Genomic DNA, 16483 nt, shown 5'->3' with positions numbered 1-16483 from the left:
TCCTTCTAGTATCCTCTACGTTAAAAAAGGCTGCACGCAGTACTTGATCGCGCGTGTTAACCTTATACGAATATGAGACCCATCCGTTATCGCTTCGTACGCACCTTACTCCACTCTTTTACTTGCCAGGTAACAGTACCTGTTGCTAAATGGTTACCACTTACATCGTGAACTTTCACAATGCTCGTATGATCCGCTGAATCTGCTGTACGCAATGGTCCTAGGACGCTCTGTTCCAATTCCTCATCTGTTGGAACGCAGACAGCGCTGGCCTTTTGCTTGGCCTGATAATGATATTCCATGTGCAGGCTACGCATGATCAACCGGTATTTTTTCGGATTCAGCTTTTCCAGAACGCTAAGGCCACTGCACATTTCCGATGCGGTTGCCATTGCGCATGCATGGATCCCATTGATGTGGTTGCGATTGATCCGCCAGTTCGGGATCTGAACGGAAATGCCACCTTGCTCCAAGGGAACTACTTTGAATCCATGCGGCCTATTGAACGGGATCGTCCAATTCAAGCCCAGGTTCATGTACCACCGCGTAAACCGGCTGGTACGGGCTTTCGAAAGCAATGTAGGGAGGTGCATGCTGATCATTCTTTTGCCAGGATCGCTACAATATCCGGCTTGAAGTACATGTCGCTCTTCAGCACTTTTCCATCCTCGCGATAGATGGCCTTTCCGTTCGCATCCAACTTGCTCATGTTGCTGCGCTGGATCTCACGGAATACTTCTCCCATTTTGTGCTCCAACCCATGCTTCAACATGGTGCCGCAAACGATGTAAAGGATATCACCCAAGGCATCGGCAACTTCCACCAGGTCTCCGTTCATGGCGGCATCCAGGTATTCTTCGTTCTCTTCCCGGATCAGCTTATACCGCAACAATGCATCGCGGTCACCGATCGCACCGGTCGGTTCCGATGCGTTAGAAATCCCGAACGCATCGTGGAATGCGCGAACATGTCCGGTTGCTTCTTCAAGTGATAAGGTTTCTGTGGTGATGGTCATGCCGTCGAAGGTACAGCACGTCTTTCGATCGGTCTATTCGTCCCTCAACCAATTTTACGATGCTAAACAACGTTTCGGTTAACACCATTTAACGGCGCATTTTTCGCTCGTCCGGAACGTAAGTTGATCTTTGACTTCAACTTAAGGGAAACGCACCTATTGCAACATGGAACAGACATTTTCCGATACACCTGAAACCGTTACATCCGAGAGTATTCGGGCACTTAACGATCGCATTCAGCAGGCCAGTGCTTTTGTGGACCTGATCGATCAGCAAATGGAGCGGGTGATCATTGGCCAGAAGGACATGATCCAAAAGCTATTGGTCGCGTTGTTGGCTGATGGGCATATCCTCTTGGAAGGTGTACCTGGTCTGGCCAAGACCATGGCGATCAAAGCCCTTGCAAGCACGGTGGATGTTGATTTCAGTCGTATCCAATTCACGCCGGACCTCTTGCCCGCTGACCTTATCGGAACGCTGATCTACAGCCCACGCAACGAAGAGTTCAGCGTTAAGAAAGGACCCATCTTCAGCAATTTCGTATTGGCGGATGAGATCAACCGTGCGCCTGCAAAAGTGCAAAGTGCCTTGTTGGAAGCAATGCAGGAAAGGCAGGTAACCATCGGTACCAGCACTTACCAACTGCCACAACCCTTCTTGGTAATGGCCACCATGAACCCCATCGAACAGGAAGGAACATATCCCTTACCGGAAGCACAGACCGACCGTTTCATGCTGAAGGTGGTTCTTGATTATCCGAAGCGCGAAGAAGAAAAAGCCATTATTCGGCAAAATGTACGCGTAGGTGGTATGCCAACTGCACAAAAGGTGGTGAAGCCAGCAGAGATCCTGGCTGCACGCCAATTAGTGCGTGAGGTTTACATGGACGAAAAGATCGAGCAATACATCGTGGATATCGTATACGCGACGCGTAAACCGGATCAATACAAATTGACGGACCTGACATCTTTGATCGCTATTGGTGGATCGCCACGAGCGAGTATCAACATGGCATTGGCTGCAAAAGCCTTGGCATTCACGAAGCGTCGTGGGTACGTTATTCCGGAGGATGTCCGTGCTGTTTGCCCGGATGTTCTGCGTCATCGTATCGGCCTTACCTACGAGGCAGAAGCAGAGAATATTTCCGTTATGGAGATCATTGAACGAGTGATGAATACGGTTGAAGTTCCATGATCTTTTTGAACGCTGATGACGCAGATCAATATGATCAATGCTGATAAATGGCGGGCTGAATGGTTCAATGAAGTGGCTAGTCGTATTCTATATTTTGACGAAGACGCAGAAATTGAACCAATCATTTTCAATCTGCTTTTGGGATCTTCACAAACACTCTGACCATTCAATAGCCCTGGCTTTCCGATCTACAGAGATTGCATGGATACCGCCCAACATACCAAGGAACTCCTGAAAAAGGTGCGCTTGATCGAGTTGAAAACACGCGGCTTGAGTGAGCATATTTTCAGTGGCGAATACCACAGTGCCTTCAAAGGAAAAGGCATGACCTTTAGTGAGGTGCGGGAATACACGCCTGGCGATGAAGTGCGGACGATCGATTGGAACGTGACCGCTCGGTTCGGGCATCCCTTCGTTAAGGTATTCGAAGAGGAACGTGAGCTTACTGTAATGCTGGTAGCGGACGTTAGTGCATCTGCGGATTTTGGAACAGCGTTGCAATTGAAACGTGAATTGATCACCGAAGTGTGCGCCACGATAGCCTTTAGCGCCATCAAGAACAACGATAAGGTGGGTTTGATCCTGTTCAGTGACAAGGTCGAGAAATTCATTCCACCGAAAAAAGGCAGATCCCATATCCTTCGTATGGTACGCGAGCTACTGGAATTCCGTGCTACCAGTAAGGGAACCGATATAACAGAGGCGTTGCGCTATTTGAATAATGTGATCAAAAAACGCAGTATTGCATTCTTGATCAGTGACCTTATGGATGAAGGTTATGATGATGCGTTGAAGATCGCAAATCGCAAACATGACCTGGTTGTTCTACGCACCACCGATCCCCGTGAAGGAGAACTTCCGAATGTTGGTCTGGTGCAATTCATCGATCCAGAAACTGGTGTTGTACGTTGGGTCGATACAAGCAGCCGGGCGATCAGGAATTCATACAGGGCAACTGCGCTGAAACATCAGAACCGTACGCGCGAACTATTGCGCAGATCGGGTGTGGACAATACGACCATCAGCACGGATGCGGGCTATGTAAAACCACTGATGAACCTCTTCAAACAGCGTTAAGCAGGGTAATGCGCACAGTTCTCCTTCTCAGTATCCTATTCATTACTGAAGCGGTCGCGCAGAGCGGCGGCGTTGCTGTTGAACTTGGCTTGGATACCATCCTTATTGGTGAACAGACCACGCTGAAATTGATCGTACACGATGGTGAGGCGTCAGTTGATTGGCCTCTGATCCAGGACACACTGACGAAACACGTGGAAGTCGTTCATGACAACGGGATCGATACCATTGCCAATGCCCCTAACGACCAAAAATTACTCGTACGTGAATTGGTGATCACTTCATTCGATACCGGATATTGGGCGATACCACCGTTGAAACTAACCGTGAATGGCACCTCACAGGAAACCACACCCTTGTTGATCTACGTGAAAGGAATTCCTGTAGGTACTCCCGCTTCGTTGCATGATATCCACGATGTGATCGATGTCCCATTCCATTTTGGCTATTGGTTCTTGGAGAACTGGTATTGGTTCGCGTTCATAGGTGCGATCCTCTTATTAGCGCTGATCGTACTCCGCTATCTGAAGAATAGAAAACCGGCCGAGGCTGCTGCTCCAGTGGCGATCGAAGTCGCCATTCACGAGCGTTATCTTCAGGAACTGCGGGTACTTGAAGGCAAACGACTATGGCAAGCTGGTTCACACAAGGAATACCAATCCAGCCTTACCGATCTATTGCGCGGATACATTGAGGAACGGTACAATATTCCTGCATTGGAGCGCACTACGGATGAGTTGATCCACGAGTTGAAGGTGAGTCCACTTGATCGCGATCAACAGAACCAATTGGCCAATGTGCTGCGTCTTGCGGACATGGTGAAATTCGCCAAAGCACTACCCGCCCCTGCTGAAAATGAACAAATGATGACGGAAGCCATCAGATTCATACAGCAGACCGCACCACTGCCGGAAATGCCAAACAGATCATCGCATGCGAAGTGATCGCGATAACATAGCGGGACCATTCTGGTTGATCATTGCTGCCACGGCCGTGGCTGTTGCAGGTTGGTATATGTTCCGACGGTTCGATGTACTTCAACCCAAGTTATTGATGGGTCTATCGGTAGTTATTCTGCTTGGAGCGCTAAACCTATGGCGTTCCAAACGCAGAACACCGCAGGTACAATTGCCCACACTTGGTGCATTGATCAACGGTCCAATGGACCTGTTCGCACTCCTGCAACCGTTGCCCAGCGCACTTGGTCTGGCAGGTCTGGGTTTCTTGGTATTGGCAATGGCTCGCCCGCAAAGCAAAGAGGATTGGGAAGATGTGCAGCGCGAAGGAATAGACATCGTAATTGCACTGGATGTGTCCGAGAGCATGCTTGCAAAAGATCTTCGCCCTGATCGTTTGGAAGCATCGAAAGCCGTAGCCGCGGACTTCATCGATGGACGCCCGAACGATCGGATCGGACTTGTAGTGTATGGGAGCGAGGCCTATACACAATGTCCGCTTACAACGGATCATCGCGTATTGAAACAACTCTTCGCAGACCTGCAGATCGGGCTGGTCGAGGGACGTACTGCGATCGGAATGGGGCTTGCCACAGCAGTAAACCGTTTACGGGAAAGTGAGGCCCAAAGCAAAGTGGTGATCCTGCTTTCCGATGGTGTGAACAATACCGGATCCCTTCAACCCTTGGATGCAGCACAAATAGCAGAGACCATGGGTGTACGTGTTTACACTATTGGCGTTGGCACGATCGGTAAAGCGCTGTACCCGGTTGATATCTATGCCCCAGGCAAGTACCGCTTTGATTATGTGGACGTGAAGATCGACGAACCGACCATGAAGCAGATCGCGGAGATGACCGGAGGTAAGTATTTCCGCGCGACCGATGAACAAAAGCTCCGTGAGATATATGGTGAGATCGACCGTTTGGAAACGACACGGATCAAAGTGACCGAATACAGCCAGCGGAACGAGGAGTTCTTCCCTTTCGCTGCCATCGGAGCGGCTTTTCTGTTGCTCGCATTCTTACTTGACCGCACCTTTTTACGCAGTATGGCATGATGAGGCCAGGCACATATAAGATCGGGGTAATGGCATTGATCGCCATCATTCTGGAATTGGTCGCCTGGGCAATTATGCTGAGCCTTTGGTGGTACTTGGATCGAGAGGTCCCTGCCTTCCGGTTCAATGAACCACGCGCACTTTGGGCGATGGTGATCGGTCCAGTGATGGTTCTTCTGTTCCTATTGGACATGGCTTGGCGAAACCGGGCCATGAGCCGTTTTGCTTCGGAATCCACCTTGGTCCGGATGGTTCCGGGCATTTCAAGCAGGCGATCACTATTGCGCTTTCTTTTGGTTCGACATGGACTAGGCTTTGTTGTTCTTGCTCTGGCCGCCCCTCAATTCGGATCCAGACCGAATACGGTAAGGTCCGAAGGAATTGATGTGGTGGTGGCAATTGATGTGAGCAATAGTATGCTTTGTGAGGACCTTATCCCCAACCGCATGGAGGTAGCACGTCGCGCAATGGGTCAGTTGATCGAAAAAATGCAGGGAGACCGATTGGGGATCGTTGTTTTTGCAGGCAATTCATTCGTTCAACTCCCTATAACCGCGGATCGATCCGCAGCTAAAATGTTCCTTGCTGGTGTAGGCCCTGGAAATATCGCAACACAAGGGACTGCCATCGGCGACGCGATCGAATTAGCAGCAGAATGTTTCGATATGAAGAACGGTTCCAGCAAGGCGATCGTGGTGATCACCGACGGTGAGAACTTTGAGGATGATGCGGAAGGCGCTGCGCGGAAAGCGGCTGCCGACAAGATCCTCGTTTACACGGTGGGTATGGGATCCGTACAAGGCGGACCGATCCCGATCCGCAGAAATGGCCAGATGCTTGGCTTCAAAAAAGATAGCAACGGAACTACGGTCATTACAAAACTGAACGAAGAAATGCTTCGTGCGATCGCAGGAGCAGGAGGAGGATCATACTCCCGTGCTACCTCCTCATCCACCGGAATGGATCAGATCATCAGCGACCTCAAGGCTTTGCAAAAAACGGAGGTCGGTACCTATCAATACACAGCGCATGAGGACCAGTATCAATATCCACTCGCGCTCGGTATGTTGCTGATCGCATTATCGTTTTCATTCGGGACACGAAGTTGGAGTGTTCGGAACCTTTCATTTGGAAGATGAAACCGTTCATAGCCATAGCTCTCTTTTCAATGGTTGCCTGCGGCACCTCATCGGAGCGTGCTGTGCATAAAGCACTTCAAGCGGGCAATGCGGATATCCACGCTGAACGCTACGAGGATGCGATCACCGCTTACTCAGCAGCACCGAAGGACCCGAGCGCACTATTCGGCCTGGGCAACGCGAACCATAGACTTGCTAAATGGCTGGAAAGTGCTGCTGCATATAACGATGCGTTGCAATTGCAACCAGACAGCGTTAAGGGACCGACATTCTACAATTTGGGAACCACCCAGGCCCGGTATGCATTCGCAGCGGATAGTATTTCAAAGAAAGCCGCCAAGGATTTCACGGGTATCGTTATCGAAGGGAATGATATTGCACAGAAGGTAGAAGGTATCGTGATGCGCGATTCACTTTGGAAACTGAGCATTCAGATGAGTAAGGTCTTTGACTCAACATTGGTCGCTTCGAAAACATCACTCCGGAACGCTTTAAAGGTGGACCCTTCGAACGAAGATGCACGATACAATTTGATGGTGGTACAGAACACCATCGATAAGTTGAAAAAGGAAGAGGAAGAGCGAAGGAAGAAAAATGGAGACGATAAAGACAAGGAAGAAACAAAACTGACCGCTATGGCACTCCAATTGGTACAAAGAGCGGATTCGCTTGTGGAGCAGTACAGATTCAACGAGGCGCTTGATGTGCTGGAAGGTGGGTTGAAACGAGACCCCTCCTTGAAGAAAGAAGAAGAATACATGAAGAAGTTGGAAACGGTAACGGATGCGGCGAAAGCCGAATAGATGATGGTTGCTGAGAACGAAATGAGCAAGTGGATCAAATACGGTTTATGGGCTTTGTTCCTGTGTACATCGCATTGGTCCTTGGCGCAGACCCGAATTGCGGTTGGGGATAGCACCGGAAAGAAATTGGAGGCAACGGATTATTTCAACACAGCGAGCAAGAAATACGTGAAGGAACAGAAGATCGAAGCGTTAAAGACGCTGGATAAAGGGTTAAAAGCTTATCCCGGTGACCCCCGACTGCTGAAACTTGCGGAAGAACTGATCAAAGAAGAAGAGAATAAACAGCAGCAGCAGCAACAACAACAGCAGCAACAACAGGAGCAGCAACAACAACAAGACCAGAAAGAGCAGGAGTCACGGCCAGAAGACCGCAAAGAGCAAGACGAAAAGGAAAAGCCGGAGGATAGCAAGGAAAAGGAGGCGGAAGAAAAGAAAAGTGGTGAAGAGCAGAAACAGGAGCCGGGGCGCATTTCCGAAAAGGATGCGGAGCGTATACTTGATGCCATGGACCGAGAAGAAAAAGCAGTTCAGGATAAAGTGCGCGAAAAACTACGACCCACGGAACGCAGAACGATCGATAAGGACTGGTGATGCATAAGATCTTTCAGCATATTATTTTGGGGTTTGTTCTGCTTGCAGGTTGCGGAAATGCAGTTGCACAGCAGATCAGCTTTACCGCAACAGTGGATCGTAACTCCATTGCGGTAGGTGAGTATTTGAAACTGACCATTACACTTTCCAATAGTCAGCAGGGTTACGGTGCTCCGGATCTCGGTGGGCTGTCCGTGCTACGTGGACCTAGCGAAAGTCAACAGATCACCACGATCAACGGGCAAATGTCATTCGCTTTAAGCCGCACTTGGGTCTTGACCGGCAAGACTCCGGGCAACTACACAATTGGTGCAGCTCAGGTTAAGATCGGAGGTGGGATCATGTCGACCGATCCGATCCAAATAGAGGTAACAAAGGCATCTTCTACAGGACCTGATGCCACCCGATCTCAAGCCCAGAGCAAGGACAAATACATTTTCGCGTCGATCTCCCTGAACAAGAGCAAGGCTTTTGTTGGTGAACAAGTGGTGGCCACATATTCACTCTACTCTCATTATGCCAATTTGAACCTGAACAAACTTGAGTACTCCAAGATGACCGGGTTCTGGTCTGAGGATATCGATACCGGTAAACTGGACTGGGAGCGGGACCTACAGACGATCAATGGCATTCAATACAAGGTCGCGATCCTGAAAAGGCAAGTTCTCTTCCCACAGAAAAGTGGCAAGCTCCGTATAGAACCAATGGAACTTGGATGTGTGGTGGATCGATCCTTCTTCAACCCAGGGACCGAGATCAACTTCCGCAGTAATACGGCAGAATTGCAAGTAGCGAGCCTACCCTCTCCCACACCTTCGGATTTCTATGGAACAGTAGGCGATATGGAAATGGTGGTGAATTTGGATCGCACTTCCGTTAAAGCGAACGAAGCCATTCAGCTAAACGTGAAATACAGTGGTCGCGGAAACCTCAAGCTATTGGACGCACCGAAGCTGGATCTACCTGGTGATCTGGAAGCGTACGATCCGAAGGTGAATGACAAGATCAGTGTTACCGGCACAGGAATGTCCGGCTCCCGTGAATTCGAATACATCGTGATCCCGCGGCACGAGGGAGAGTTCGACCTGGAGCCGATCACGTTCAGCTACTTTGACCCAAAAAGCAATGATTATAAGACTCTTTCCTCCGGTCCATTGCACCTTTCCATTGCAGCGGGAGAAAGTGGTGGAACCAGTTCCGTCCAACGACAGGATCGATCGGATGTAACACAGCTTGAAAAAGATATTCGTTACATACGCACCGGAGATCCAGATCTTCGTTTAAAGGGGAAATGGCTATTCGGATCGACTTTCTGGTTCGCGGGGCTCGGTGCTCCAGTACTTGCTTTTCTGATCTTCCTTGCCTGGCGAAGAAGGCACGAAGCCGCACTTGCTGATGTAGAAGGAACACGGCGGAAACAAGCCGACCGGATCGCCAGAAAGCACATGGCGGAAGCCGGGAAATTAGTGGAACAGAAAGACCGTGCACCATTCTATGCCGCGCTTTCAAAAGCTTTACAGGGATACATGGCCAATAAATTCGGATTGGGGCTGGCTCAATTGAATCAAACCCTGGTCCGCGAAAAACTGGCCGACCTTAAGAACGGCAATGCACTGGCCGATGATTATGTACGACTGATCACTGCGTGCGATATGGCACGGTTCGCGCCTGTTGAGGATCGATCACGCAAGGAGTTGTTCGGCGATGCTGTTATATTGATCGGAAAGATCGAACAAGATCAAAAGAAATGATGCGCCTATTCCATTTCGTATCCCTGTTGGCAATTGCTTGTCTTATTCCATTTTCCAATGCAAACGGCATAGGTCAGGATCATGCGAACACGTTGATGAAGCTTGCCGAGGAAAATTATGCCGAAGGAAACTACACTGAAGCACTTGCCATTTATGACTCTCTGAATGTTGAATATTCAGGAACAACACTGCTTTACAACATTGGTAACTGCCACTTCAAGTTGGGAGATGTTCCACGTGCCATATTGTTCTTTGAAAGAGCACTACGGTTAGCACCTGGGGATGAAGATGTGCTCTCCAATTTGAGGTTGGCACGTGAACAGATCGTTGACCGCGTAAATGCACCCGAAGCGTTTTCGCTTGGTTCCGCATGGAGCCGATTCCGCGCTGGCGGTGATCCGGATCAATGGGCACGTTATGCGTTGTGGTCCGTGCTTGCCATATTCGTATGCCTGGCATGCGCACTTTACTTCAAACAACGGATGCTACGTAGGCTCCTATTTGCCCTTAGTACAGTGGCAGTGATCACGAGCATCATAGTTATCTCATTCGCATCTTATCGTTATCTCGAGATCGACGATAATTCCCAGGCAATAATTCTAACTCCAAAAGTCGATGTCCGCAGCGAACCTAGAGAAGGATCAACGGTACTTTTCGTACTGCATAAAGGAACCAAGGTCGATATTCTTCAGGAGACGAACAGTTGGTTCGAAGTTTCGTTACCGAACGGGACGGTAGGCTGGATGCCGCCGGCAACGTTGGAGCGGATCTAGGCAATTGGTTTTTGTATACGTTATGGCGGAGGCAAGAGCAGAATACCGTTTCAGTTGATCACAAAAGGAACTGCGACCACCCTAAGGATGGTCGCAGCCCCTTTGCTCAATAAAATTTTACGGAAGTTGCTCCAGGCGCACAACCGTAGGCGATACGCCACCAATATTCTGGAGAATAATATCACGATCATTATTGGTGCCGGTGTACATAATGACGCCGTCCAGATTCACATCATCGGGCAAATAACCCGTAATGGTATTCGAAGGTACGATCGAACCAATGGTCATCAGGATCAGATCCCGGTCATTGTCCGTACCTGTATACCGGACAACACCATCAAAATTCACGTCACCACTCCAAAGTGCCCGATAGCCATTTTCCTCATTCAGCGGATCTTGACCGAACATGGGCGTGCTGGCCGAGGTCATGTTGATCATATCCAGATTCGATGAAAGCACTGAATTTGCCATTGCCGCTAAATGATTCCGGTGACGGATCGCCAAACGCTTACCTTGGGTTGTTGTGTTGAATTGAACAACGGAGCCACCTTCTGCGGCCATCACTACACCATCTGCGCGTACCAATGCGGCACGTTGAGCGGAGATCGTACCATCCGCATTCCAGAGTTCCATCAACACCCAATCCACTAACATCTGCGTTCCGGTGCCTACAAGAACAGACGTTTCAATGCCAGTTCCTGCATTTTCAAGTGCAACTCCCATTGCGGAATACGGTTCGGTCATTGGCAACAACCCTTGCATGCGCAGGTTGGTTCGCATTAAACCGGTATTCGTGTCCAAAGGACCGGAAAGCAACACCTTCGCGGATACCGAATTTGATGGACTTTGGTTGCATCCTGTTCCAGGGATCCGGTATACGATCTTCGAGGAATAAGGAGCAAGCTGAACTGAACCCGTAACGACATTGCCATTCAAGTCACTCCAACAGCCTGAAGGATATGCTAACGTCTGCGACGTTGCTTGATCGTTCAGTAAGAGTACGTGGTCCAGTGTTGGATCCAATTCAGCAACGGTAACCTTGTGCAATTGAGCATTATCAACCCAATAACGTGGCTCCAAATAGTTGCTGATGAACAGCATATGCGCCTGGTCCGTAAGATCTGATTGGAAATACATTTCCACATCCCTCCGTTCTGGAGAAAATGGAATTGGCTTCTCTTCAATTCCGTGCGGCAAGCCCCATTCTGATTCACCCTTTATCCCGGAACGAACTACGCCATGAATATCCGACTGAATGCTGAATCGCATGCGGTACCATTGGCCGTTCTGCACGCTGAACAGATTCGTATTCTGAGTGAACATGTCATAATACAGACTATTGTCCGGCAAATACGTTTTGAGCGATCCGCCATCCAAGTACGAATCATCCCGTGTTAACTGACCGTTCGACGGGAAAGCGGACCAACCTGAAATGGATGCATCGATCGCACCGTTTACGATCAGATCACCACTCAACTCACTGATGGTCGCATATTTGGAAGAGCGTAATGGACTCCTCGCACTACCCACATCTTCAGAATGCTCCAGCTGCCATTGTTCCATTGTATAGGTCTTACGCCAGCCACTATTCGTATTGAAGATCTCAATGCTAAGCTCCTCGTATGCATTGAAGTATTTATTGTTCGTGAACGTACCGAAATCCACTGGGCCTGGATCATACACATTGTATTGGTGCATGCAAAGCTGTTCCGGGCGAATGCTGTACATCTGATTTCCCGTATAGACCGTATTGAAATTAGGCACATAATACGGTGCTGTTGCACCGGGGCCTGCGGGATTGCTGAAATCGGATATACTGAGCTGGATCAAATTATCGAATAACACATTATCCTTTACTTGATTGCCCTGAGACACCATTGTGTGGTCGACATGAATGCCTGCACCATTGCAATGGGCCACAGTGTTACGCCTAACAATGGTATTCTTTATCGTGGTATTTCCGAAGTAAAGACCATGACAGATCTTGTGATAGCTGATATAATTGGGTGCTGCGCTTTCCACGTTGCCGACCAGGTCAGTTACCACGTTGTCCTGAATGATCATGCCATCCGCATTATCGAAAGCTATTCCCCCTCCATCGTTGAAGCTGGACATGGCATTGCTGACCACATTCTTCTCGATCAGTGTATTGTTCCGGGCGGCAATACCAATGTAGCCGATACTCTCCAAACGATTGCTCCGAACAACATTGTCCATTCCGGTAATGTTTATACCGATCTGCCCCCAGATATTCTCTCCAAGTCCAGGACGATTTCCGCAATCCGTCAAGGTGTTTCCCTCGATCAAGGTGTTGTCATCGTAGATGTTCACCGCAGTAGCATATACATCGTAGATCGTATTGTTGATGTAGGAATTCGAGTGTCCTGAACTGCTGATCGCCTTATACAAATGTCGGAAAGTGCAATTCCTCACCGTTACGTTGTTGCTTGTCTCGGTACTTACTCCCGCTGCGGTTTGACCTTGAAAACACAAATTCTCGATCAGAAAGTGGTGTTTTTGCCAACCTGGAATGATTCCTTGTGTATAAACGGACCCTATTACATTCAATGCATTAGGGTTCTCATTATTGAGTGCCCAGAAAAACACCTGTCCCGAGGTCGCATCGTAATACCACTCGCCCGGCGAATCCAGTTCGCTCAATTTATTCGTAAGAAAGAAGCCCCAGTCGTTATTATTCAAGCTACTTGTGATCGCACTGAACGTAAGCGTTCCGTTGTTGTAACCTGTAACCGTGCCAGTCTCATAACACCAATTGGTGCTCCTCACCACGACCTGAGCCCCGTTCCAATAACCCGAAGACTGTGTCAGCGCACCACCTGTATTGATCTGCGTAGTACTACCGTTGACGTTTCTCAACCATCCGGTGTTCGGGTAGCGTGCCAATGTCATTGGTTCATTATTCACCAATAGGTACTTAACGGGCCCAGGTGCGGGTGCACGCCAAATATTACCCTGATAGGGCGTCCAATTGACAACTGGAAGGCCTCCACTAATGATAGGCGCTTCACCTGTCCCATATGCACCAAATACGATCGGTGAGCCTTCCGTGCCGTTCTGGTAGATATCCAGTTCCCCTGGAAACGTACCACCACGCTGAAAAAGCACCTGATCGCCGGGAGCGAGGTTCACCATTTGCTGCTGCACGCGAGCAATGGTCTTCCATGCAGTAGCTTCCGAGGTACCGGCATTAACATCATTGCCAGTGGCAGAGACGTAATAGTTGGTCGCTCCTAAATGAAGTGGCAACAGTAGCGCAAGAAAGATCTGAAAATTGCGGGTCATTATTGAAGTCAACTTTTCTTTATTGACGCCGCGAAGGTTGCGCTTCCTGCCTTACTACCGATGCCACCAACGGAGTCTTGATCAACATTTCGACCAGTTCTCCTATGTGCCCGATGGATCCAAGTGCATGCCCAACGATCTGTCCTGAAAATGTGGACCTTACGGCAGCGGCCAACCGATTTTGCTTAGATGGGTGCCGATTTCAATCAATGCAAGTACTTCCGTGACGGTTCGTTATTTGACGTGAATGAGGGTGTTGAAAAAGTGCTTCATTACTAATACCCGACCTGATCTAGTGGATCTTTAAAAACAAATAGTATTGAATAGGATATTTAGCATACATTTGCCGCCCTTTCGGGGCGTAGCGTAGCCCGGTATCGCGCCTGCTTTGGGAGCAGGAGGTCGTCAGTTCGAATCTGGCCGCCCCGACATAAGAGCTGACCATCCGGTCGGCTCTTTTTTGTATCAGGATGCTTAATGATGATCCTGAATTGCACTGATACTTCATGCTGTGGTGCAACTCGTGTACTAGTATTAAAAGAATCGCCATCGTCCAGCCGAGCACCCCGAAGAAATACCGACATTTGCCGTCAAATATTGGTCCCGTAGCTCAGCTGGATAGAGCACCTGCCTTCTAAGCAGGCGGCCGTTGGTTCGAATCCAACCGGGATCACTTGATGATCGAATTGATCTTCAGAAGATACGGAGTCTGAAAATGCAAGCTCGCTTGTAAATTTTCAGGCACAGGATCTTCGATCAATTTGATCCACTTCACGGATCCCAGTGGAAAGGCGAAGCCAATCCAACCGGGATCACTTGATGATCGAATTGATCTTCAGAAGATACGGAGTCTGAAAATGCAAGCTCGCTTGTAAATTTTCAGGCACAGGATCTTCGATCAATTGATCCACTTCACGGATCCCAGTGGAAAGGCGAAGCCAATCCAACCGGGATCACTTGATGATCGAATTGATCTTCAGAAGATACGGAGTCTGAAAATGCAAGCTCGCTTGTAAATTTTCAGGCACAGGATCTTCGATCAATTTGATCCACTTCACGGATCCCAGTGGAAAGGCGAAGCCAATCCAACCGGGATCACTTGATGATCGAATTGATCTTCAGAAGATACGGAGTCTGAAGATGCAAGCTCGCTTGTAAATTTTCAGGCACAGGATCTTCGATCAATTTGATCCACTTCACGGATCCCAGTGGAAAGGCGAAGCCAATCCAACCGGGATCACTTGATGATCGAATTGATCATCTGATTATCGGAGAGAAGGTCGGACACCACCAACCGCGATCGCACTTATTCTGGGCTGACCGCCCACACTACAGCAAACCTATCTGCTAAAGACCTAGTACCTCTGACCTTTTCAACAAAAACAAAAACCCCACTTGCGCGGGGCTTTTTTTTTTTTGCGGAGAGGGGGGGATTCGAACCCCCGGTACAGAATAACCCGTACGGCAGTTTAGCAAACTACTGGTTTCAGCCACTCACCCACCTCTCCTTTTGGGCCCCACCACGTTCGGCGGGGCGGCAAAGATAGAAGTAGGTTTGATATCAGCACTATCTTCTTTCTAAGGTTACCTTTGCAGCCTCAAAAAACATCAACTATTCCTTAGATCATGGCGCGTGAAGTAGTAATTGTATCCGCAGTGCGAACACCTATTGGCAGCTTTGGCGGCAGTTTGGCCGAAGTTTCTGCAACTGAACTTGGAGCAACGGCAATTAAAGCCGCTGTTGAAAGGGCGGGGATCAAACCTGAACTCGTCAATGAAGTGATCATGGGCAGTGTATTACAGGCAAATCTGGGCCAAGCCCCAGCTAGACAAGCTTCCAAAGCAGCTGGATTGCCGAATGAAGTAGCCTGCACCACTGTGAATAAAGTGTGTGCGAGCGGTATGAAGGCCATTATGATGGCGACCCAGGACATCCTATTAGGTGATGCCGAGATCGTGGTTGCCGGAGGTATGGAAAGCATGAGCCGTACACCATATTATCTTGAGAAAGCCCGATACGGATACCGATTCGGCGATGGTGCGCTAATTGACGGTATAAGCAAGGATGGCTTAATGAACGTGTATGATCAGCAAGCCATGGGTGTATGTGCGGATCTGTGTGCAACGGAGAACAAGATCAGCAGAGAGGAGCAAGATGCTTTTGCGATCGAAAGCTATACCCGAAGCGCTAATGCATGGAAGGCCGGAAAATTCAGTGATGAAGTGGTTCCTGTCACCGTAAAGACACGAAAAGGCGACATCGTAGTGTCCGAGGACGAAGAATTCAAGAACGTGAACTTTGACAAGCTCAAGGCCTTGAAAGGCGTTTTCACCAAAGATGGAACCGTTACGGCCGGTAACGCAAGTACCATTAATGACGGTGCGGCAGCTTTAGTGTTAATGAGCGCTGACAAAGCCAAAGAGCTTGGTTTGACCCCGTTGGCGAAAGTGGTTGGATACGCAGATGCAGAACAAGCACCGGAATGGTTCACCACAACGCCTGCCAAGGCTGTTCCGATCGCCGTAGAAAAAGCTGGATTGAAAATGAGCGATATTCAGTATGTCGAACTCAACGAGGCTTTTTCAGTAGTTGGTATTGCGAATACAAAAATGTTGAACCTGGATCCATCAAAAGTGAATGTGAACGGAGGCGCGGTTTCCCTGGGTCATCCATTGGGATGCAGTGGTGCACGGATCGTAGTAACGCTTTTGAACGTGCTAAAGCAGAACAAAGCCAAATACGGTGCAGCTGGAATTTGTAATGGCGGAGGCGGAGCAAGCGCGATCGTCATCGAATTGCTGTGAAAGACCCAGAAA

General features: G+C 49.0%; 14 protein-coding genes and 3 tRNA genes. 13 read left to right on the top strand and 4 right to left on the bottom strand.

Annotated elements, in window-relative coordinates; genetic code table 11:
• Positions 1–86: 86 nt before the first annotated feature.
• Positions 87–593, bottom strand: a complete 507-nt coding sequence (locus tag IPF95_13250) for a DUF4442 domain-containing protein (protein MBK6475650.1) — start codon at positions 591–593, stop codon at positions 87–89.
• A 5-nt stretch (positions 594–598) separates the two neighbouring features.
• Positions 599–1015, bottom strand: coding sequence for a nucleoside triphosphate pyrophosphohydrolase family protein (locus IPF95_13245; protein ID MBK6475649.1), 417 nt, complete (start codon positions 1013–1015; stop codon positions 599–601).
• A gap of 166 nt (positions 1016–1181) precedes the next feature.
• Between IPF95_13245 and IPF95_13240 the strand changes: the two genes are divergently transcribed.
• The 10 genes from IPF95_13240 to IPF95_13195 all read left to right on the top strand — a co-directional run bounded on the left by IPF95_13240 (position 1182) and on the right by IPF95_13195 (position 10363).
• Entirely contained in the window at positions 1182–2210 is a 1029-nt protein-coding gene (locus IPF95_13240) for a MoxR family ATPase (GenBank protein MBK6475648.1), read from the top strand.
• Positions 2211–2225: 15 nt separating this feature from the next.
• Entirely contained in the window at positions 2226–2372 is a 147-nt protein-coding gene (locus tag IPF95_13235) for a hypothetical protein (protein MBK6475647.1), read from the top strand.
• Between the two features lie 39 nt (positions 2373–2411).
• Complete coding sequence (locus IPF95_13230; protein ID MBK6475646.1) at positions 2412–3287, top strand: DUF58 domain-containing protein; 876 nt, start codon at positions 2412–2414, stop codon at positions 3285–3287.
• A gap of 8 nt (positions 3288–3295) precedes the next feature.
• Positions 3296–4231 (top strand): hypothetical protein, encoded by a 936-nt coding sequence (locus tag IPF95_13225; protein MBK6475645.1) that lies wholly within the window; start codon positions 3296–3298, stop codon positions 4229–4231.
• A gap of 70 nt (positions 4232–4301) precedes the next feature.
• Positions 4302–5303 carry a VWA domain-containing protein gene (locus IPF95_13220; protein ID MBK6475644.1) on the top strand — a complete coding sequence of 334 codons (1002 nt, stop codon included), beginning with the start codon at positions 4302–4304 and terminating at the stop codon, positions 5301–5303.
• Positions 5300–6442: a VWA domain-containing protein gene (locus IPF95_13215; protein MBK6475643.1), complete on the top strand. Its 1143-nt coding sequence runs from the start codon at positions 5300–5302 to the stop codon at positions 6440–6442. Before IPF95_13220 ends, IPF95_13215 begins: the two co-directional genes overlap by 4 nt.
• Entirely contained in the window at positions 6439–7245 is an 807-nt protein-coding gene (locus IPF95_13210) for a tetratricopeptide repeat protein (protein ID MBK6475642.1), read from the top strand. Before IPF95_13215 ends, IPF95_13210 begins: the two co-directional genes overlap by 4 nt.
• Positions 7246–7266: 21 nt before the next feature.
• Positions 7267–7839 (top strand): hypothetical protein, encoded by a 573-nt coding sequence (locus IPF95_13205; GenBank protein MBK6475641.1) that lies wholly within the window; start codon positions 7267–7269, stop codon positions 7837–7839.
• Positions 7839–9590: a protein BatD gene (locus IPF95_13200; protein MBK6475640.1), complete on the top strand. Its 1752-nt coding sequence runs from the start codon at positions 7839–7841 to the stop codon at positions 9588–9590. Before IPF95_13205 ends, IPF95_13200 begins: the two co-directional genes overlap by 1 nt.
• Positions 9587–10363, top strand: coding sequence for a tetratricopeptide repeat protein (locus IPF95_13195; protein MBK6475639.1), 777 nt, complete (start codon positions 9587–9589; stop codon positions 10361–10363). The genes IPF95_13200 and IPF95_13195 overlap by 4 nt, the downstream gene beginning before the upstream one ends.
• Positions 10364–10480: 117 nt before the next feature.
• On the opposite strand, the gene IPF95_13190 is transcribed toward IPF95_13195, so the two are convergent.
• Positions 10481–13666, bottom strand: a complete 3186-nt coding sequence (locus IPF95_13190) for a right-handed parallel beta-helix repeat-containing protein (protein ID MBK6475638.1) — start codon at positions 13664–13666, stop codon at positions 10481–10483.
• Between the two features lie 355 nt (positions 13667–14021).
• Between IPF95_13190 and IPF95_13185 the strand changes: the two genes are divergently transcribed.
• Positions 14022–14095: transfer RNA gene (locus IPF95_13185), tRNA-Pro, on the top strand.
• A 170-nt stretch (positions 14096–14265) separates the two neighbouring features.
• Positions 14266–14339, top strand: a tRNA-Arg gene (locus tag IPF95_13180).
• A 746-nt stretch (positions 14340–15085) separates the two neighbouring features.
• On the opposite strand, the gene IPF95_13175 is transcribed toward IPF95_13180, so the two are convergent.
• Positions 15086–15174 (bottom strand) — tRNA-Ser (locus IPF95_13175).
• Between the two features lie 118 nt (positions 15175–15292).
• On the opposite strand from IPF95_13175, the gene IPF95_13170 reads away from it, so the two are divergent.
• Positions 15293–16471: an acetyl-CoA C-acyltransferase gene (locus tag IPF95_13170; GenBank protein MBK6475637.1), complete on the top strand. Its 1179-nt coding sequence runs from the start codon at positions 15293–15295 to the stop codon at positions 16469–16471.
• Positions 16472–16483 lie beyond the last annotated feature (12 nt).

It is taken from the genome of Flavobacteriales bacterium (assembly GCA_016704485.1).
Lineage (GTDB): Bacteria > Bacteroidota > Bacteroidia > Flavobacteriales_F > PHOS-HE28 > PHOS-HE28.
Note: the sequence above shows the minus strand (reverse complement) of the source record. Positions and strands in the feature narration are given on the sequence as shown.